This is a genomic window from Sphingobium xanthum, assembly GCF_019737615.1.
Lineage (GTDB): Bacteria > Pseudomonadota > Alphaproteobacteria > Sphingomonadales > Sphingomonadaceae > Sphingobium > Sphingobium xanthum.
The window spans coordinates 360,052-379,205 of sequence record NZ_JAHKKS010000001.1; the positions used below are offsets into that span (position 1 = coordinate 360,052).

The following is a 19,154-nucleotide window of genomic DNA, read 5'->3' on the forward strand; positions in this document are numbered from 1 at the left end:
CAGGCTTTCCTCATGTTCGTGTCGATGCGGCGCCGCCGCTCTTCATCCGGCCGGTTGCGGGATGCCGAGTAGCGTGGCCGGGTTCTCGACCATGATCTTGCGCAGGTCCGCGGTGCTGAGGCCCTTGGCGCGCAGTTGCCCGGCGACCATGGCAATCATCTCGTCCGGCGGAGCGCGGCCGACCTGGCCGGAGTCGCTGCTCAGGATCACATGATCAAGGCCGATCGCCCGCATCGCGTCGACATATTGCTGGGTCGTGAAAGTCGAGCGCTCGCCGACCAGGAAGCCGGCGGCGAACTCGATAAAGGCCCCGAGTCCGGCGGCTTCCTTCATTTGCGCAAGGCTCATCTCGATCGGATGGGCGATCGCATGTGTGACGATGATGCGCGCGATACCCTGCTTCTTCGCCTCGCGGATGACCATCAGGGCTTCGGCCGGCGACAGGTGCCCGGTGGAGAGGGCGAGCGGAACGCCCGTATCGCGAACCTTGGCCGTTGCGATCGCGGCAATGACGGCCTTCGTCTCGGGCAGAAGCGCGCCGTCCTTCGACACGCGCACGAACGGATTGTTCGGCGTTTGCGAATGGCGAATATTATTCTCGCTGTCCCAGGTGGGCATGCTGACGATACGAGCCCGGCCACCCTTCACCTCGGCGAAATGGTGGACGGCCGCCGGATTGAGGCCGCCGACGGTCAGGTTCAGGCTGAGCTGCCCGAAAATCTCGACGCCCGGCACCACCTTGTTTGCGAGATAGGCGAGCTGTGCCGTCTGGTCATAATGCTGCTTGATGAGGAAGCCGCGCATCCCCGCGGCCTCTGCGCGCCTGGCCATGTCGATGATGTCGAGCGAACGGGCCATTTGCGCGCTGTGCGGGCCGAAGCTGTCCGGATCCAGATGCGAATGGATGTCGATCGCTTGCCGGAGCAGAGCCTTGTCGGCAGCCGTGGCCGGCGGATAGTTCTTGCCGGACGGCTCGCCCTCATGCGCATGCAGGGGCGCCGCGCCGGCGAGCAAGAGGGCAGGCGTGATCGCGGCGAGCCAGCGGCTTCTGGAAATCGGCATGGGTTAAGCTCCCTGTTGGCGGCAAGAAAAGGATGGGCAGCGCGGATCGCCCCGCTGCGAACCGGTCGGCTGTGTATGAAAAGGCATTGATTCGCGCGCGCGGGCGTCTAGGATGGCGGGCGCAATGACGGACAAGGCCGACGAGGCCCTTGCTCGCCTGACGCGGGGCCTTTGTTCCTGCACCCTCACGACTCCCTGCATCACTCCCCTTCGACAAATAGGCTATTTGTCTTTGTCAACTTGCGTTCGTCATTGATGAATCGACGAATATGCGCGCCGCCGAAAGGGGAATTTTCGGAAGTTCCTCCTGCCGGAATGTTCCCGGCTCCGAGGCATGGTGCGACGCTCCGCGCGCACGCAATGGCATTGTCCAAGCCGTTGCGACGATGCGATGGATACCGGACCTGTCAGGAGTCCGACGATGAACCGCATTCCCTATCCCGATCCCGCGAGCCTGTCGGAGGCGAAGCGCGCCTATCTCGACGCGCCGAACCTGCGGCTGCTCAACATCGCGCGCATCTCCATGGTGGCGCCCGATCCGATCTGGCGGGCGACCGTCGATATGGCGCTGGCGGTGGTCAACAACACGCTGATCGATGACCGGATGCGCGAGATCATCGTGCTGCGCGTCGCCTATCTTTCGAACAGCGCCTATGAGCTTTTCCACCACGTCTCGCTGGCCCGCTCGCTCGGCATCGGCGATGCGGCGATCGCGGGACTCGAAAGCGGGGACTTCTCGGCGCTGGCGCCCGATGAAGCGGCGGTGGCGCAGTTCACGACCGAAGTGGTGCGCGACGTCTCGCCCACCGACCAGACGCTGGCCGCGATGCGTGCGCTTTATTCCGACGAACGTATTTTCGAAATGCTCGGCATCATCGGCAGCTATATGAACGCGGCGCGGGTCGCCGCGGTCGCCGGCATCGAGAATGACGACATCGCGATCACCTCCTGGGCCAAGGAGCGACAGGACAGCTGATTGTGGCCTGCGCGCAACAGGGGCTTCGAGCGGTTTTTCTAGGAATTGAGCCGATAATGCGCTGCCGAGGGGGGCGGAGCGCACTCGAGTTGTGACCGGTCGCAAAGAAAGTAGATTGCAACCTAATCGATTTCGGTGGATATCTACCTCCCTACATACAGAAGAAACCAGGGAGAGAGATTGATGAAATATTCTGCTGTGGGGTTGCGCGAGCGCACCTGCCTCCTGGCCGTCGCCACGAGCCTGCTGGCGGCTCTGCCTGCCGTCGCCCAGACCGGCGCCGATGACGCCGCGAGCGACGAAGAGGAAGCAATCGTCGTCACCGGCTCGCGTATCGCGTCCGGATTCGACCGCCCGACGCCCGTCTCCGTCATGGGCGCCGAGCGCCTCGAAGCGCGCGGCGCAACCAATCTCGGCGATGCGCTGAACGAGCTGCCCGCCTTCCGCGCGACCAACACGCCCGCCTCGACCGGACTCGGCGCTGCCGGCGGCTATGTCGGCGGCCGCATCCTCGACTTGCGCGGCCTTGGCGCCGTGCGCACGCTCACCCTGCTCGACGGCAAGCGCTTCGTCCCCTCGACGACGCAGGCGACAGTCGACACCAACATGATCCCGTCGATCCTGCTGCAGCGCGCCGAAGTCGTGACCGGCGGCGCATCGGCCGTCTATGGTTCGGACGCGGTCTCGGGCGTCGTCAACTTGCTGATCGACAAGAAGATGACCGGCTACAAGGTCAACGGGCAGCTGGGCTTCTCGCAGGAAGGCGACAATTTCACCCGCCAGTTCGGCGCGGCCGGCGGCTGGCAGCTGGGCGAGACCGTCCACCTCATCCTGGGCGGCGAGTTCGAAAAGGCCGAGGGCGTGGAATCCTGCCCGCAGCGCGACTGGTGCGCCAACGGCTTCATCAACATCAGCCGCAATCCCGGCGTGACCAGCATTCCGGCCAACAATATCCTCGCCGGCGTCTATCCCTGGACGGCGGCCTATAACGGCATCACCACGCCGCCGAGCTCGGCCTATACCGGCCGCCTCGTGCCGACATTCCGCGCGATCGACGGGATCGGCTTCCGCGCCGACGGCACGCCGTTTCGCACGACGCAGGGCGTCCTGGCCAACAATCTCTATCAGCAGGGCGGCACCAATGACGGCCCGGGCGAGAACATCTATTTCGACTTCCCGATCGTCTCGCCGACCGAGCGCTACAACGGCATGGGCTTCCTCAGCTGGGACGCGACGCCGGACCTGACCGTCGAGCTCGGCTTCAACTATGGTCATGGCGAGGGCCGTCACCGCGCGGTCGCCTATCGCAACACGGCGATCGCGATCCAGGCGGACAATCCCTTCATTCCGAGCTCTTCGGACCCGACGCTCGACCTGCGCACGATCATGGCGCAGTCCGGCCTCACGAGCTTCACGCTGGGCAAGGGCTTCAAGGACATCGGCCCTGGCGACCTGATCGTGAAGAACAATGTCTATCGGTTCGTGGCCTCGGCCGCCTATGACATCGGCAACAGCTGGAAGGCGGACATCTACTACCAGTACGGCCGCAACGAGTTCCGCAGCGACATCATCGGCGGCACGATCACCTCGCGCATTCTGAAGGCTCTGGATGCGGCGCCGGGCCCGAACGGGACCGTGGCCTGCCGCGTGAACGTCGATACCAACACAACGAATGACGATGCGGCTTGCGTTCCGCTCAATCCGTTCGGATCGGGCCAGGGCGCGACCTTCGCCGCAGCCAAGGCCTATGTGAAGGCCAATGCCTGGCAGACCAACAACACGACGCAGCACGTGGTCGCCGCCAACCTCACCGGTTCGCTGATCGAGCTGCCGGCCGGCCCGCTCGGCGTCGCGGTCGGCGCGGAATATCGCAGCGACACGGTGAGCGGCGATGCGGACGCGAATTCCAAGGCGCTGGCCTTTTTCACCGGCAATGGCTCGGTCATTTCCGGCAAGATCGAGGTCGCGGAAGCCTATGGCGAGGCCGAGGTTCCGGTCCTGCGCGACGTCACCGGCTTCCAGGAGCTGAGCCTCAACGGCGCTGTCCGCCGGACGCACTACAAGCGCTCCAGCGCGACGGTCCCGAGCAGCACCGTCAACGTGACGACCTGGAAGGTCGGCGGTGTCTGGGCGCCGGTCGACGCGATCCGCTTCCGCGCCACCAAGTCGCGCGACATTCGCGCGCCGAACGTGGTGGAACTGTTCGGGCCGCTCACCAGCGCGCAGGGCATCCTCAACGATCCAGCGCGCGGCGGGCAGCAGACGGTTGCACCGATCACGCTCGGCTCCAACCCCAATCTGCGTCCGGAAAAGGCCGACACCTTCACGGTGGGAGTCGTGTTGCAACCGAGCGATGGCGTGCTTGGTCGCTTCCGCGCCTCGGTCGATTATTACGACATCAAGATCAAGGACGCGATCAGCACGCTCGGCCAGCAGAATATCGTGACGCGCTGCTCGCAGGGCGATACCCTGAGCTGCTCGCTCATCACACGCGAAGGCGGCAGCCCGACCGGTGTCATCACCAATATCCGCGACGTCGTGCAGAATGTGAGCCAGCTCAAGGCGCGCGGCATCGACATTGAACTCGGCTATCGCCAGCCGATCGGCGGCAGCAGCTCGCTCAACCTGTCCGTTCTGGCGAGCCACATGATCGATCTCATCACGGTCGATGCGGTCGGGCCGGTGGAGCGTGCGGGCCAGACCGGCCTGCGCGGCGGTACGCCTCCGGGTATCCCGGACTGGACGGTCGATGCGACCGCCGGTCTGGACATCGGCGAGCGCTTCTCCTTCTCGACCCACCTGCGCTGGATCAACAAGGGCTTCTACAACGCGGCCTTCGTCGGCGCCGAGCAGCCCGGCTACACGGTCACCCGCCCGGACAGCTCCAGCACCAACGCCATGCCCGCGCGCACCTATGTCGATATCCTCGGCACGGTGAAGGTGCCGGTGAGCGATCGCTCGAAGCTGAACGTCTATTTCGGCGTCGACAATCTGTTCAACGTCGATCCGCCGGCATTCCCGGGCGCGAACGGCAGCGGCAACAACGTGCTCTTCAACCCCGTTGGCCGCATGTACAAGGCGGGCATCCGGGCGACTTTCTGATCCTCCTCACTGTGCCGGACCGTCTCGGTCCGGCACATTTTTTTTGACCGGCGTCGAACCGACCTCTTCGCTGGCGTTGACGGGAACGGGATACATGGGCGAGGGTCTTCCTCTGTCATGTCGATCGGATAGCGCAACAAAGCGCCGCCGCCGGCAAGGCGCTGGGGGAAAGAGATAATGGTCAGGGAGGCTTTGCCCGCGAGCGCTGAGCGGAACGTCAGGCAGACGGCGCCGCATGGCGGCTATTCGGTCGATGTCGTCGCGCGCCACCTCGATAACTTCTACGGCGGCGATCAGCCGAACGAAAGCGACCATCGCTACTTCCGGACCACGCGGGAGCTGGTCGTGGTCGCGCGGCGCTGGCGCAAGCTCGCCAATGACCGGATCAAGAATATCGGCCAGAACATGGCGCGCTGGGAAACGCTCTATCTGATGGCCAGCTCGGACGAGGAACTGACGCAAGGAGAGCTGGCCCGCGTGGTCGGCGTCAAGGGGCCGACCATGGTCCATATGCTCAATTCGCTGGAGCGAGACGGCCTGATCGAGCGCTATCAGGGCGCGCAGGACAAGCGCATCACGCACAATCGCATCACGCCCAAGGGCGAGCAGGCGACGCGCGACATCATGGCGATCACCAACAATCTGCGCGCCGAGGTACTGCGCGACATCGATCCCGCCAAGCTGGACATTGCGTTGGACGTGCTCGAGGCCATCCATGCGAAGCTGGACGATCTGTCGGGAGCGTAACTTGATCCGGCTGAGTTAGTGCTCCTGCGAAGGCAGGAGCTCAAGGCCCCTGAGCCCTAGACTCCTGCTTTCGAAGGAGAACAAGGGTGGCCCAAGCCAGATGTCGTATCTCAGCCGCGCCGCTTCATGAATTCGAGTACGGTCGCGTTGAACAGATCCGGCCGTTCCCAATAGCCCGAATGGCCGCACTCGGTGAACATGACGAACTCGCTGTTCGGGATCGTCCTGTTGAACAGACGGCCGAGCGGCGGCGTCGAGCCGGGATCGGCATCGCCGTAGATCAGCAGCGTCGGCGCGCTGATCTTCGCCAGGTCCGCCATGCTCGCCGGACCGCCATAGGGCTGGGCCGGCAGCCCCTGCTGCTGCACGCGTGCCTTGTGAGCGAAATCCTTCCACAGCGCCCAACCTTCCTTGGCCAGCGCGCGATAGGAAGGGCTCAGCTCATTATAGTCGTGCGGCACTGCGGCATTCCAGGCCTGGCCCACGGTAGTGAAATAAGGGGCAAGCTCGGGTGCGCCGATCAGCACGATCGAATGCGCGATCGTGATCGTGCGCGTGCGCTGCGGGTAGCGCAACGCCCAGCCCGCCGCGAGCAGCCCGCCGCCCGCCGTGCCGACGACATGGCACTTGTCGATCTTCAGATGGTCCATGAGCTGCCGCATATCCTCGACGGCCGTGCTACCGCCGGGATTGTCCGACGTGGTCTCGCGATAGCTGCGGCGGGAATAGCCGATCACGCGATAGCCGGCGGCTCGGAAGACCTGCTGCTGATAGCCCCAGACATGGCCGCTGCCGGTCATGGCGTGCTGTAGCACCACGACTTCACCGGGGCCGCCCGTGTCCCAGTACCAGATGTTGACGCCGTCCAGCTTCGCGATGCCCGCAGGAGCTGTCATGGCCGGGGGCAGGGGAGGCACGGTGAAGGGATTGGGATCGCGCGGTGGCAGGATCTTGCCCTTGGCTGCCGAGGTCTGGGCCTGGGCCGAGGTGGCGGCTCCCGCAAGAACGGCGGCGCCCATCAGGGCGCCGCCGGCAAGAAGGTCTCGGCGGTTGGGATTGCCGGTCGTCATGACGATCTCTCTCCAAAGTAAGGCATGTTGGTCAGCACCCCCTCACGTCGAGCCGGGGCGCGATGCGTCCCGCCCTTCGCCCGGACGGGCATCACCTCGCGGCGGCGCCCGTCCGGTCGTCTGTGTCTTAGAACTGCACGCGCATACCGGCCTTCCAGCGCATGCCGAACGTGTCGAAATACACCGGGTTGGTCGGATAGGCGGCCGGGTTCGTGGGGCTTGTGCCCACAGCGATCGGCGGCCGCTTGTCGAACAGATTCTCGATCGTGCCGAATACCTCGATATTCTGATCCTCGGATCCGATCGGAATTTTGTAGGACATGGCGATGTTGACATAAGTCGCCGATTTCACGCGGTTGAACGAGACACTGTTCGCCGCGCTCGGGGAATAGCCAGGGTCTTCCGGCCCGATCCGCTCGACGTTGAGGATGCCCTTGCCGATATGGCGCACGCCGACGGTGTAGTTGAAACGATCCGTCGTATAGCCGACCAGCGCATTCCACATCCATTTCGGCGTGGGGTAGAAGTCGCCGCCTTCGATGACGGGACCGGTCTGTCCGGCATAGTCCCTCGCCACGGCACCGGGACCCTGCTGCACGATGAAGTCATATTGGTGATTGAGCAGGAAGCGCGCGTCGAGAGCGCCGGGCAGTGACGCCGCTATGTCCGACAGCGGCAGGCGGTAAGACGCCTCGAAGTCGAAACCGCGCACTGTCATCAGCCCGACATTCGCCGAACCGGCATCGACGCGGGTGATGTCGGTGGGTGAGGCGAAGGTCACCCGGTGGCACAACAGATTGGCTCCGATGCAAAGATCGACCACGCGCTGTCCGCTGAGGTTGCTGATCGCATCCTTCAGCTTGATCTGGTACCAGTCGAGCGACACACGGAAGCCCGGCAGGAACTGCGGTGAGAAGACCGCGCCGATGGTCGTGGTGTCCGCCTTTTCCGGAGCGAGGGTGAAATTGCCGCCGCTGTAGATCGGCGTCGCATCCGCCGCGTCTGCGCCAGGCGTTCCGCCGACGGCGGGATTCGTCTTGTTCGGATTTTGCACACGCCCCTGAGCCGTGCCCGATTCGGTCGGAGCCGTCTTCAGGAACAGTTCGCGGAAGCCGGCTGCCCGGAAGTCGCGCGACTGGGTGGCGCGCAGACGCAGCCCGCCCGCGATGTCGTAGATGCCACCGATCTTCCAGCTGGTGCCGTTCACCGTACGCGACTGGTTGGTGAGGGTGTCGGTGCTCTTGTTTTTCGTGAAGCGGACGGCGCCATTGAGTTCCAGCATCTCGCCCAGCGCGAAATCGCGGAATACCGGGATATTCGTCTCGGCGAAGCCTTCGACAACCCTGATCTTGCCAGCATAATCGAGGCCGAACGAGAAGGCGAAGTCGTTCGGGTTCACGCCGCCATGGGTCACGTCGCCCTTTTCATCGCGATAGTCCACGCCCAGCGCCATGCTGATCGGGCCGGCGCCCCAGGGATCGACTAGGTCGCCCTGGACACTGCCCGCGAGCACATGCTGCCGAAATTCGAAATCCTCGACGGCCGGCCGCCAGGCGAAGGCGATGGCATCGGCGCTCATGTTGCCGCTGCCGAACAGATTGAGCGGTCTGCACGCGGCGTTGAGCGCTCTCAGTCCGGCGACATAGTCGCTCGAGAACCGCCCCGTCGCCACGCCGGCCGAAATGACGCTCTCGTCGAGCGGACGGCAAACGATCTGGCTGTTGGGGTTGTTGGGATCCTGCCGCACGGCATCGATCGCCATGAAGAAGGCGTCGTTGTGGCGCGAATAACGAACGGACGAGTGCCGCTTGTTCTTGCCATATTGATAGTAGAAGTCCCAGGTCCAGTTCGCGAACAGCTCACCATTGAGGCCCAGCACGCCGCGGAACGCCTGAGCATCGACCGAAAGCTCGTTGTCCAACTCGTCATCAGGGTCCTTGCCCAAGCTGAACGTGTAGGGCGCGATCGGGTAAGGCGACGAACCCGGCGCCTGCGGCGCGTTCATGATCGCCGCCACGGAAGCGGGAAGAAAGGCGTTGTCGGCCCGGATCGACATCGTCGAGCGCGTGGCTGCCGTCAGCGAGCGGCTGTTCGCCTTCCGATCCGCATAAGAGAGTTCCGTGGAGACCGTCAGCGTGTCGGTAAGATCGTACCGGCCGGCGAGATAGGTCGAGTAACGGCGCACGGGCGTCTGGATATATTGATCGCGATAGGCGGAGTCATTGTCGCCGCCGTGCGCGACGCCGCCGACGAGCTTGGGCCCATAGAGGCCGGGATCGTAGGGGATCAGCCTTTTGCCGTCAGGCGTGAAGACTTTGTCTATCAACTCCGGCGGCGGGTTAATCGCGGGGAAGATCGCGCTGTAAACGGAGCCGGTGGTGCTTCCCCCCTGGTAGAAGTTGCGGATCACGCCGTCGATGGCGTTGTAGACGAGGCCGAGGCCCGGCCCGATGATATATTGAGGCAGGCCGAAGCCGACCGATCCCGGCACGTTGTAGCCGGATGTATTGTTGCTGCTCGAGCGGCCGGCCTGGTTCTGGTTGAGCGTCGTGCGATCGTTGATGTTGTAGTCGGGACGTATGGTGCCCTGGTTCAGGACCGTGCCCCAGCTTTCGCCGCACCAGTCGCGCGTGTCCGCGCATTGCTGGATGCCCCAGTTCCGCTGATATTCACCGCCGACCATGATGTGACCGCGCCCGTCGCCGAACTTGAGGCCATAGGCAGCTGCGGCGTGGAACGACTTGCCGTCGCCACGACCAGTCTGGCCATAGTCGAGTTGGCCCTTGAAGCCTTCGAGATTGTTGTCGAGAATGATGTTGACGACACCGGCGATGGCATCGGAGCCATAGGCGGCCGAGGCGCCGCCGGTGACCGTCTCGACGCGGCCGATCATGACCGAGGGAATGAGGTTGAGATCGACCTGGCCGCCATCCGAGGTCGGGATGAAGCGCCGCGTGTTGACCAGCGTCAGCGTGCGCGTGCCGAAGGTCGGGTTCAGGCCGCGCAGGTTGGCGAATTGCGAACCGGCGTTGGCCGACAGGCTGGTGCCCGAGGTGGCATCGGACTGTGAGGCGATGTTCTGCGGCATGAGCTTGACCACTTCGGCCGCGTTGGTCTGGCCGAGCTGCTGGATCAGCCCCGAGTCGACGACGGTCACGGGGACCGGCGAGTCGAAGCCGTTCTTCTTGATGCGCGACCCGGTGACGAGGATTTCGCCCACATCGGCGCTTTCCGCCGCTGCCGCCGTGTCCGTCTGCGCAAAGCTGGCCGTTGGCATCATCAGGGCCGCAACGGCGGTCCCGCAAACGAGTATGGCCCTTTTCGATGAGATATTCATGCTCACTCCCCTACTCCGGCTGCATTGGTCGCAGGCCCTGTTAGGGAGAAGATGCGCGGTGGGATGAAACCCGCCGCCGTGACGCAAAATTTCTGCCTGGCGAAAACTGCCGGCCCTGCGGCACCGCCGCCTCAGGAGCGGATTTCCCAACCCTCCATCACGTCCGCGCCTGTTCGGCCGAGCTGACGGACGAAGCTCGACAGGCTGCGGGAGAGGCACTTCTGGACAGCGTTCGCCGTCATGCCCAGCCGGTCGCCGATCTCGTTGTGCGACAGGCCATGGGACAGGCGCAGCGTCATCGCCGTGCGGCTGGCCTTGGGCAGATCGGCGATCATGCTCGCGAGCAGCCGCAACTGCTGGCGGTCGGCCGCCTGAACGTCAGGCCCGGGCTCGTCCGACGCGATGCCGATCTGCTCGATCTGCTCGACTGCCTGAATGTCCACGACGCGCGAGCGGCGCGCGTGCATGAGCACGACAGAGCGCGCCGCCTGGAAGAAATAAGCGCGCGGATAGCGGATGCTCTCGACATCATCGAGCGTGGCGAGCTTCGCATAAGTCTCCTGGACGATGTCGTCGATGTCGAGATCATGCGGCACGCGCCAGCGCAGGAGCTGCGCGCGCAGTGCGGGTTCATGGGGCAAGATGTTCCGGCTGAGCCACGCGGCGCGCGCGTTCGAAAAATCGAACGAGCGTGGCAATGCGTGCCGCTCCCTTCTGCTTCCCTCCGGCATTTTCCCACCTTGCGTGGTGCTATTGTGTTTGGCATGCACTGCCGTGCCGCAAAACATAACATGATAAGTATATCCCCGCCGGCAAGCTGTCAACGAGGCGATCCTGCCTCGAATGCCGGTGCCGCAATGGGAAAGACCGGAGAGTCAGCAAGATGAAGAAACTGATCAATGACCCCGTTCATGTGGTCGATGAGATGGTGGAGGGCCTTGTCCGCGCGGACGACCGCCTGATTCTCCTTGCCGACGAGACCGTCATCGTCCGAGCGGACTACGATGCGGTGAAGCAGGCGGGCAGGGTCGCGATCCTTTCGGGCGGCGGCTCGGGCCATGAGCCGGCCCATGCCGGCTATGTCGGTGCGGGCATGCTGACCGGCGCGATCGCCGGTGCCGTCTTCACCTCGCCGAGCGTCGATGCGGTGCTGAAGGCGATCCTGACGGTCGGCGGCGCGGCGGGCGTGCTGCTCATCATCAAGAATTATACGGGCGACAAGCTCAATTTCGGCCTCGCCGCCGAGTTTGCGCGGGCGCGCGGTATTCCGGTCGAGATGGTCATTGTGGGTGACGACGTCGCGCTCGGTGACGGCAATGTTGCGGTCGGGCGTCGGGGCATTGCGGGCACGATTCTCATCCACAAGATCGCAGGTGCGGCGGCCGATGCGGGACTCAGCCTCGCGCATGTGCGCGACGAGGCGCAGGCGGCGGCCGACAATCTTGCCAGCATGGGCCTCAGCCTCACGCCCTGCACGGTGCCTGCCGCCGGCAAGCCCGGCTTCGAGCTCGGCGAGGACGAAGTCGAGTTCGGCCTCGGCATTCATGGCGAGAGTGGCGTGCGCCGGGGCAAGATCGCCCCGGTGGACGAGATGCTGGAGGAATTGCTTGCCCAGATCGTCAAATATGGTGGCTACAAGAGCGGCGATCGGGTCGCGTTGCTGGTCAATGGCCTTGGCGGCACGCCCGCGCTCGAGCTGGCCATCGTGACGCGCTATGCGCTGCGGCGGCTGGCCGAACTGGGCATCAACGTTGAGGCCGCGATGAGCGGGACGTTCCTGAGCGCGCTCGAAATGGCGGGCTGCTCGCTCTCGCTGCTGCGCCTTGACGAGACGCGCGCTGGCCGCTTGCTGGCGCCGACGCAAGCGGCCGCCTGGGTGCCGCCGAGCCGTCCGGCCGACGAGGTCCGGCGCACCGCCGCGATCGACCTCGGCATCGACGACAGCATCGTCGGTCCGCAATGGAGCGCCGGGCACGCCGCTGTCTTCGCCAGCGCCATCCACTCCGTCACGGCTGCCCTGCGCGCAGCCGAGCCGGAACTGACGCGGCTCGACAGTGCAGTCGGCGATGGCGATCTCGGCATCAGCATGTCGCGCGGCGCGGACAGCATCGAGGCGGCCTTCGCCACGCTCGACCTTGAGCATCCGGCCCGCGCGCTAGCGCAGGTCTCGGCCCTGCTGCGGCGCTGGCTCGGCGGAACGTCCGGCCCGCTCTACGCCATGTTCGTGTTGCGTGCGGCCTCGACCCTGACGCAGGAGGAGCGCGCCGAGGACCCGGCTGCATGGGGGCGGGCGCTCAAGGCGGCCTGCTTCGGCATGATGGAGCTTGGCGGCGCATCGCCGGGCGACCGCACGATGCTGGATGCGCTCGTACCTGCCGCCGATGCTTTTGCGGCCGCGTCGGGCGATGCCGCCACGCGGATCGCCGCGATGCACGAAGCCGCACTGGCCGGTGCCGAAGCGACGCGGGCAATGCAGCCGCGCCGTGGCCGCTCCAGCTATATTGGCGACCGCGCGACCGGCCATCCCGATCCGGGTGCCGTCGCGGTGTCGATCTGGATGGGCGCACTCCGGGGCTGAACAGGAGCAGGATCATGGCCGATCAGGAAGCGCCTTTCACCCCGGTTCGCGTCGGGGCGCGCGACATATTCCCGCCTTCGACGATCAGTCCCGCCGCGCAAAAGGCCCTGTCGGACGGCGCGGCAGGGCCGGGCCTGAGCTGGCCTGCCGCCGACAATGCGGATGGCTGGCGGCGCAACGCGGCGGAGAGCGACGCCAACTGGGAGAAGATGGCGGCGCCGTTGCTCGCCACGATCAGGGCGACCATCGACACGACTCATATCGCGGGCGTGCTCTGCTATGATTGCGCGCCGAGCGACGGCGTCGCGGCCGACAGCCCGGTCTATCTCTTCGTCCATGGCGGTGCGTTCGTCGTGGGTGGCGGCGCGTTTGCCAAACTGCTGGGCGCGCGCGCCTCCGTCCGGCTTGGCGCGCGGACGGTCTCTGTGGACTATCGCATGCCGCCGGATCATCCCTTTCCAGCGGCGCCGGAGGATGTCGTCGCCGTCTACAGGGCGCTGCTGGAGACCGTCGATCCACGGCGCATCGTCATCGGCGGCAGCTCGGCGGGCGGCAACATTGCAGCGGCGGCGACGCTCATGATCCGCGACCGGGGTATACCCATGCCGGCTGGCACCGTGTTGATGACACCAGAGGTGGATTTGACCGAATCGGGCGACAGCTTCCGCACCAATGAGGATCTCGACGTCGTGCTGCGGCGCGGCCTGACGGAAGCCAATGCGATCTATGCCAATGGCCACGACCTGACCGATCCCTATCTCTCGCCCTCGTTCGCGGACTTCACCAAGGGCTTCCCGCCGACCCTGATCCAGACCGGCACGCGCGATCTCTTCCTGTCCAACTCGGTGCTCATCCACCGCAAGCTGCGCAATGCCGGTATCGATGCCGAGCTCCATGTCTGGGAAGCCATGCCGCATGGCGGCTTCCTGCCGAGCGAAGCGCCGGAGAATGAGGATATCCAGAAGGAAGTGGCGCGCTTCATTCGGCGCGTGACGGGCACGGCGGGCTGAGCAGGGTAGAGGCAGGGCGGATGAAGTTCGCCGCAAGGGCTGATTTGGGGTGGAGAGCCGTCACTAAACCTCTGCTGTTCCCCGGCGAAGGCCGGGGTCCACTCGGCGCGGAGCGCCGAATGCACGCTGTCGCGTGCGACTGTCCTTAAAGGACTGGACCCCGGCCTTCGCCGGGGAACAGCAGAAAGACAAGCTCCGCACTGTCGTCGCGACCAGCCCCGCCGAAGCCGGCTGTGCACAAAGCTCTCGGCAATGGCGCGTTGACAAGCCTTGCTGCCGACAGATATTTATCATGTTATGTTTTGCGGGCAGTCTCGCGAACCAACGAGATCATGAAAAACGCTGCGGTGGGGCGCTGACGTCCCCGCGAGACCGAGAGGAAGATCAGCATGTCGGACAGCACGGACAATTATCCGAACCTTCGCCGGGTCATCACCGGCCATGACGAAAATGGCCGGTCGGTCGCGATGATCGATAATTTGTGCGTCTTTCATGGCGCAGGCGGGGATAGCTGGCGCGTGCAGGACATCTGGGAGCACGACACGCTACCCGTGCCGATCGACGCCACCGAGCCGGACCCGACGGCCGGCCCGGTCAATTTCAACATGCCCGACAATGGCCTGCGCGTGCGGATCACCGATATTCCGCCGACTCCGGCCGACGCCCAGCCGTTCATGCATCGCACCAACAGCGTGGATTATCTCCACGTGCTGGAAGGCGAAATCACGATGCTTTTCCCGGATGATGTGCCGCCGGTCATCCTGCGCAAGGGCGACACTCTGGTGCAGCGCGCGACCGACCATGCCTGGGTCAACCACACCGACAAGCATTGCCGCCTGTTCATCGTGATGATCGCCGGCCGCATCACGCCGTCGCTGGAGAAGCTCATTGGCCCGATGCCCGACTGGGATCCCGATCATAAGCGCGCCGGATAAGGGCTGCTCTACCGCCTGGCGAACCTCTCCTGGTTTCGTTCAATGATACCGCGTTTCGCGCGTTGACTTGGCGAACGGACAGACATACTTATCATGTTATGTTTTCCGTGGCGCCAGGCGGCGGACGGTTCAGGGTCGTAGGAGAGCCGGCCGGGCTGATCGTTTTCAGTCCGGACGGTGCGGAGAGGGTCAAGCGTGAACGCAAGCAAGGCCGGTGACTTCTCGGAGACCGGCGCTTCCCCTGGAGTGCAGCCGGAAGGAGCCGCGAAAACGGCGCAGATGGGCGCGGGCGGCTGGTACACGGTCTTCGTGCTGGCCTTCGTCGCGATGTTCGCGCAGATCGACCGGGGCGTTATCTCGCTGGTCGTCCAGCCCATGAAGCGCGATCTCGGCCTTTCGGATACCGAGGTCAGCCTGCTGATCGGCTTTGCCTTCACCTTCTTCTATGCCTGCGTCGGCCCGCCGGTTTCGCGCATTTCCGATCGTGGCGTCCGCAAGACCGTCATCGCCGCCAGCCTCTCCATCTGGAGCATCGGCACGGCGCTGTGCGGTCTCGCCCAGAGCTTCTGGAGCTTTTTCGCGGCGCGGGCGATTGTCGGCGGCGCGGAATCCGGCAGCAGCCCGGCCTCGCTCTCGATGATGGCCGACGTCGTCCCGCGCGAGAAACTGCCGCGTGCCTTTGCTGTCTACAATAGCGGTGTCATGGGCGGCATGGCGCTCTCGATGGTGTTCGGCGGGCTGCTGCTCGGCATGCTGGCTAATGTGCCGTCGGTCGAGCTGCCCGGCATCGGCCATATACACAACTGGCATCTGGTGTTCGTGATCGTGGGCTTGCCGGGGCTGCTCGTTGCGGCGCTGATCATGCTCACGGTGCCGGAGCCGCGCCGCAAGGGTGGCAAGAAGCCCGGCGGCTATCCGATCAGGGAAGTGTTCGGCTTCCTCAAGGCCAATGGCCGCATGCACGTGCCGCTGCTGCTCGGCGTGCTGATCATGTCGATGCAGTCCTTCGGCATCCAGGCGTGGGGCCCAGCCTTTTACGAGCGTACCTACGGGTGGGGGCCGGCGACGGCTGGTCCGCTGATCGGTCTCACCGGGCTCGCCAGTTCGCTGATCGGGCTTTTCGTGGGGGCCAAGTTCTGCGAAATTCTGGGCAAGCGCCACGACGACGCCAATCTGCGCGTGCTCTTCTATGCGCAGATCTTCTCCATCCCGCTGGTCGCAATCGCGCCGATGATGCCGAGCCCCTGGCTGGCGCTTGCCTGCACGGCGGGCGGCGGCGTCATCGCCGGCATGGGCGGCCCGGCCTATAATGCCGCTCTCCAGCTCTCCACGCCCAATGAGATGCGCGCGCAGATGAACGCGCTTTATCTCTTCACGATTGCGGCCATTGGCGGCGGTCTCGGCCCGCTGCTGGTGGCGCTGCTGACGGACTTCGTCGCGCAGAATGAAGCGGCGCTCCGCTATGTGCTGGTCGGCTTCCGTCTGGTGCTGGGGCCGCTGGATGCGATCCTGATCTGGATGGCGATCCGGCCTTATGGGCAGGCCTATCGCGCGCGCCTCGCCGAGGGCGGCGAATGACCCTGCGACGTCGCCCATGACGCAAGCGTCCGCCGAGGCTGGCATGACGGCCGCCCCCGCCGAGACGACGGTCAAGGGCGGCTGGTACACGGTCGTCATGATGGCCGTGGTCGTCATGCTCGCGCAGGTCGACCGCAACGTGATCTCGCTGATGGTTCAGCCGATGAAGCGCGATCTCGGCCTCTCGGACACCGAGGTCAGCCTGCTGATCGGCCTGGCCTTCTCCTTGACCTATACGATCATGGGCGTTCCTATCTCGCGCATCGCCGACCGGGGCTTCCGCAAGCCTGTGGTCGCCGCCAGCCTCGCCATCTGGAGCAGCGCGACGGCGCTCTGCGGTCTCGCTCAGAATTTCTGGCAGCTGTTCCTCGGCCGCGCGGTGATCGGCGGCGCGGAGTCCGCCAGCAGTCCAGCCTCGCTTTCGATGATCGCCGACGTGATCCCGCGCCACAAGCTGCCGCGCGCTTATGCCATTTACAATGCCGGCTTTCTCGCCGGTGCTTCCATCGCACTCGGCGTCGGCGGCCTGCTGCTCGGCATGCTCGCGGGCATGGAGCCGATCGTGGTGCCCGGCATCGGCGTGATCCGCGACTGGCAAGTCGTGTTCATGATCCTCGGCCTGCCCGGACTTCTTGTCTCGGTGCTCATCATGCTCACCGTTCCGGAGCCACAGCGCCGCGCCGGGCACAAGGCGCAGGGCTATCCGCTCAAGGAGGTCATCGGCTTCCTCGTCGCCAATCGCGCCATGCATGTGCCGATGCTGGCCGGCTCGTTGCTGAACTCGATCCAGAGCTTCGGCACGCTCGCCTGGATTCCGGCCTTTTACGAGCGGACCTATGGCTGGGGGCCATCCGTTGCCGGGCCGTTGCTGGGCATGGTCAACATGGGTGCGGCGCTGGCCGGGCTGTTCGGCGGCGCCTGGCTGGCGGAATGGATCGGCAAGCGGCGCGACGACGCGAACCTGCGCGTGATGTTCCTCGCCAATCTGCTGTGCATCCCCTTCCTCGTCGCAGGGCCGCTGATGCCGACGCCCTGGCTCGCCCTCGGCGTGAGCGCGATCGGCGGTGCGATCGCGGCGATGGGCGGCGCGGGCTATAACAGCGCGCTCCAGCTCTCGACGCCCAATGCCATGCGTGGCCAGATCAACGCGCTCTACCTGTTCTGCATCGCCGCGATCGGCGGGACGCTGGGGCCGCTGCTGATCGCGCTGCTGACCGACTTCGTGGCCGGCGCCGAGGAGGACCTGCGTTACGTGCTGGTCGGCTTCCGGCTCGTGCTGGCGCCGATTGACTGCTTCCTGATCTGGCTGGCGGTCCGGCCCTACGGCAAGGCCTATCGCGACAGGATCGAGGCCGGCGACTGAGCCGGACAGAAGAGGGGACGACGTGACCGCAAGCACACAAGCCGCGGGGGCGGAGACACCGCCCGCCAGCGCGCCGCTGATCGACGGCACCAGCTATCGGGGCTGGTACACGGTCTATATGACCGGGCTGGTCGCGGTTATGTCGCAGATCGACCGCGGCGTGCTGGCGCTGTTCGTCCAGCCGATGAAGCGCGATTTCCACCTGACCGATACGCAGGTCAGCATCCTGCTCGGCTTCGCCTTCACCTTTTTCTATGTGGTCGGCGGTCCGCCGCTTTCGCGCCTCGCCGATCGTGGCGTGCGCAAGAGCGTCATCTGCGGCTGCCTCGCCGTGTGGAGCTGCGCAACCGCCTTCTGCACGATCGCGCAGAGCTTCTGGGCCTATTTCTTCGCGCGCGCCGTCATCGGAGGGACGGAAGCGGGCTGCGGCCCGGCGAGCCTCTCGATGATCGCCGATGCCGTGCCGCGCAACCGGCTGCCGCTCGCTTATGCCATCTACAATAGCGGCTTTGTCGGCGGCGGCGCCTTGTCGCTGCTGATCGGCGGCGTGCTGCTCGGCCTGCTGGCGGATGTGCAGCCGATCCATCTCGCCGGCATCGGCGTCGTTCACAATTGGCAGCTCGTATTCCTGATGCTCGGCATTCCGGGACTCGTCATCGCGGCCCTGTTCTTCATCACCGTGCCGGAGCCGACACGGCGCGGCGGACGCAAGCAAGGCGGTTATTCGCTGCGCGAAGTGATCGGCTTCGTCGTCGAGCATCGCGCGCTGCATCTGCCCTTCATCATCGCCACCCTGCTCATGTCGTTCCAGGTCTATGGCCTTGGCGCCTGGGTGCCGGCCTTTTTCGAGCGGACCTATGGCTGGGGACCGGCCGTTGCCGGACCGTTGCTCGGCCTGTTCGGCATGATCAGCACGACGATCGGCATGTTCGCCGGGGCATGGTTCGCGAGCTGGCTCGCCAAGCGGCACGAAGATGCGAACATGCGCGTCTATTTCATCGCGCAGGCGCTCGCCATTCCGTTCGGAATCATCGGGCCGCTCATGCCGAACCCATGGCTTTCGCTCGGCTGTGTGGCGATCGGCGGTGCGGCGGCGGCCATGGCGAGTCCGGCGTTCAGCGCCGCGCTCCAGCTCACCACGCCCAACGAGATGCGCAGCCAGGTCACGGCGCTCTACTTCATCCTGGCCAATGCCATTGCCGGCTCGCTCGGGCCGACGCTCGTTGCACTCCTCACCGACTATGTGGCGGGATCGGAGCAGGATCTGCGCTATGTGATGTCCGGCTTCCGGCTCGTCCTGGGGCCGCTGGGAGCGATCTTCATGTGGAAGACGATCGCGCCCTATGGCCGGCTCTATCGACAGCAAAGGCTCGCCGAAGGCGCCTGACGCGCCTTC

Annotated in this window: 13 protein-coding genes; 9 read left to right on the forward strand and 4 right to left on the reverse strand. The window is 65.2% G+C overall.

Annotated elements, in window-relative coordinates:
- Positions 1-42: 42 nt before the first annotated feature.
- A complete protein-coding gene (locus KM135_RS01800; protein ID WP_221712180.1) occupies positions 43-1,062 on the reverse strand; it encodes a DUF6282 family protein in 1,020 nt (339 codons plus the stop codon).
- 421 nt (positions 1,063-1,483) lie between these two features.
- Here KM135_RS01800 and KM135_RS01805 point away from each other — a divergent pair, with 421 nt between their 5' ends.
- From KM135_RS01805 to KM135_RS01815, 3 genes are all read left to right on the forward strand, one after another.
- Entirely contained in the window at positions 1,484-2,038 is a 555-nt protein-coding gene (locus KM135_RS01805; protein WP_221712181.1) for a carboxymuconolactone decarboxylase family protein, read from the forward strand.
- A 183-nt stretch (positions 2,039-2,221) separates the two neighbouring features.
- Complete coding sequence (locus KM135_RS01810; RefSeq protein ID WP_221712182.1) at positions 2,222-5,140, forward strand: TonB-dependent receptor domain-containing protein; 2,919 nt, start codon at positions 2,222-2,224, stop codon at positions 5,138-5,140.
- 177 nt (positions 5,141-5,317) lie between these two features.
- Positions 5,318-5,887: a MarR family winged helix-turn-helix transcriptional regulator gene (locus tag KM135_RS01815; protein WP_221712183.1), complete on the forward strand. Its 570-nt coding sequence runs from the start codon at positions 5,318-5,320 to the stop codon at positions 5,885-5,887.
- Positions 5,888-5,997: 110 nt separating this feature from the next.
- Here the strand turns inward: KM135_RS01815 and KM135_RS01820 are convergent, their stop codons facing one another.
- From KM135_RS01820 to KM135_RS01830, 3 genes are all read right to left on the reverse strand, one after another.
- Positions 5,998-6,957, reverse strand: a complete 960-nt coding sequence (locus KM135_RS01820) for an alpha/beta fold hydrolase (protein ID WP_221712184.1) — start codon at positions 6,955-6,957, stop codon at positions 5,998-6,000.
- A 127-nt stretch (positions 6,958-7,084) separates the two neighbouring features.
- Positions 7,085-10,237 carry a TonB-dependent receptor domain-containing protein gene (locus tag KM135_RS01825; protein WP_221712185.1) on the reverse strand — a complete coding sequence of 1,051 codons (3,153 nt, stop codon included), beginning with the start codon at positions 10,235-10,237 and terminating at the stop codon, positions 7,085-7,087.
- 188 nt (positions 10,238-10,425) lie between these two features.
- Positions 10,426-10,935: an RNA polymerase sigma factor gene (locus KM135_RS01830; RefSeq protein WP_221712186.1), complete on the reverse strand. Its 510-nt coding sequence runs from the start codon at positions 10,933-10,935 to the stop codon at positions 10,426-10,428.
- A gap of 242 nt (positions 10,936-11,177) precedes the next feature.
- Between KM135_RS01830 and dhaL the strand changes: the two genes are divergently transcribed.
- The 6 genes from dhaL to KM135_RS01860 all read left to right on the forward strand — a co-directional run bounded on the left by dhaL (position 11,178) and on the right by KM135_RS01860 (position 19,145).
- Positions 11,178-12,872 (forward strand): dihydroxyacetone kinase subunit DhaL, encoded by a 1,695-nt coding sequence (dhaL, locus tag KM135_RS01835; protein ID WP_221712187.1) that lies wholly within the window; start codon positions 11,178-11,180, stop codon positions 12,870-12,872.
- 14 nt (positions 12,873-12,886) lie between these two features.
- The gene (locus tag KM135_RS01840; RefSeq protein WP_246605656.1) at positions 12,887-13,882 is read left to right on the forward strand and encodes an alpha/beta hydrolase; all 996 of its coding nucleotides are present in this window, start codon (positions 12,887-12,889) and stop codon (positions 13,880-13,882) included.
- A 389-nt stretch (positions 13,883-14,271) separates the two neighbouring features.
- Positions 14,272-14,817, forward strand: a complete 546-nt coding sequence (locus KM135_RS01845; RefSeq protein WP_221712188.1) for a cupin domain-containing protein — start codon at positions 14,272-14,274, stop codon at positions 14,815-14,817.
- Between the two features lie 195 nt (positions 14,818-15,012).
- Positions 15,013-16,395 (forward strand): MFS transporter, encoded by a 1,383-nt coding sequence (locus KM135_RS01850; RefSeq protein WP_221712189.1) that lies wholly within the window; start codon positions 15,013-15,015, stop codon positions 16,393-16,395.
- Positions 16,396-16,411: 16 nt separating this feature from the next.
- Entirely contained in the window at positions 16,412-17,758 is a 1,347-nt protein-coding gene (locus KM135_RS01855) for an MFS transporter (RefSeq protein ID WP_221712190.1), read from the forward strand.
- Positions 17,759-17,780: 22 nt separating this feature from the next.
- Complete coding sequence (locus KM135_RS01860; protein WP_221712191.1) at positions 17,781-19,145, forward strand: MFS transporter; 1,365 nt, start codon at positions 17,781-17,783, stop codon at positions 19,143-19,145.
- Positions 19,146-19,154: the final 9 nt, after the last annotated feature.

Bases quoted from the DNA above. Each gene is read 5' to 3' on its own strand.
- KM135_RS01800 (WP_221712180.1), bottom strand. From the start codon at position 1,062: ATGCCGATTTCCAGAAGCCGCTGGCTCGCCGCGATCACGCCTGCCCTC.
- KM135_RS01805 (WP_221712181.1), top strand. From the start codon at position 1,484: ATGAACCGCATTCCCTATCCCGATCCCGCGAGCCTGTCGGAGGCGAAG.
- KM135_RS01810 (WP_221712182.1), top strand. From the start codon at position 2,222: ATGAAATATTCTGCTGTGGGGTTGCGCGAGCGCACCTGCCTCCTGGCC.
- KM135_RS01815 (WP_221712183.1), top strand. From the start codon at position 5,318: ATGGTCAGGGAGGCTTTGCCCGCGAGCGCTGAGCGGAACGTCAGGCAG.
- KM135_RS01820 (WP_221712184.1), bottom strand. From the start codon at position 6,957: ATGACGACCGGCAATCCCAACCGCCGAGACCTTCTTGCCGGCGGCGCC.
- KM135_RS01825 (WP_221712185.1), bottom strand. From the start codon at position 10,237: ATGATGCCAACGGCCAGCTTTGCGCAGACGGACACGGCGGCAGCGGCG.
- dhaL (WP_221712187.1), top strand. From the start codon at position 11,178: ATGAAGAAACTGATCAATGACCCCGTTCATGTGGTCGATGAGATGGTG.
- KM135_RS01840 (WP_246605656.1), top strand. From the start codon at position 12,887: ATGGCCGATCAGGAAGCGCCTTTCACCCCGGTTCGCGTCGGGGCGCGC.
- KM135_RS01845 (WP_221712188.1), top strand. From the start codon at position 14,272: ATGTCGGACAGCACGGACAATTATCCGAACCTTCGCCGGGTCATCACC.
- KM135_RS01855 (WP_221712190.1), top strand. From the start codon at position 16,412: ATGACGCAAGCGTCCGCCGAGGCTGGCATGACGGCCGCCCCCGCCGAG.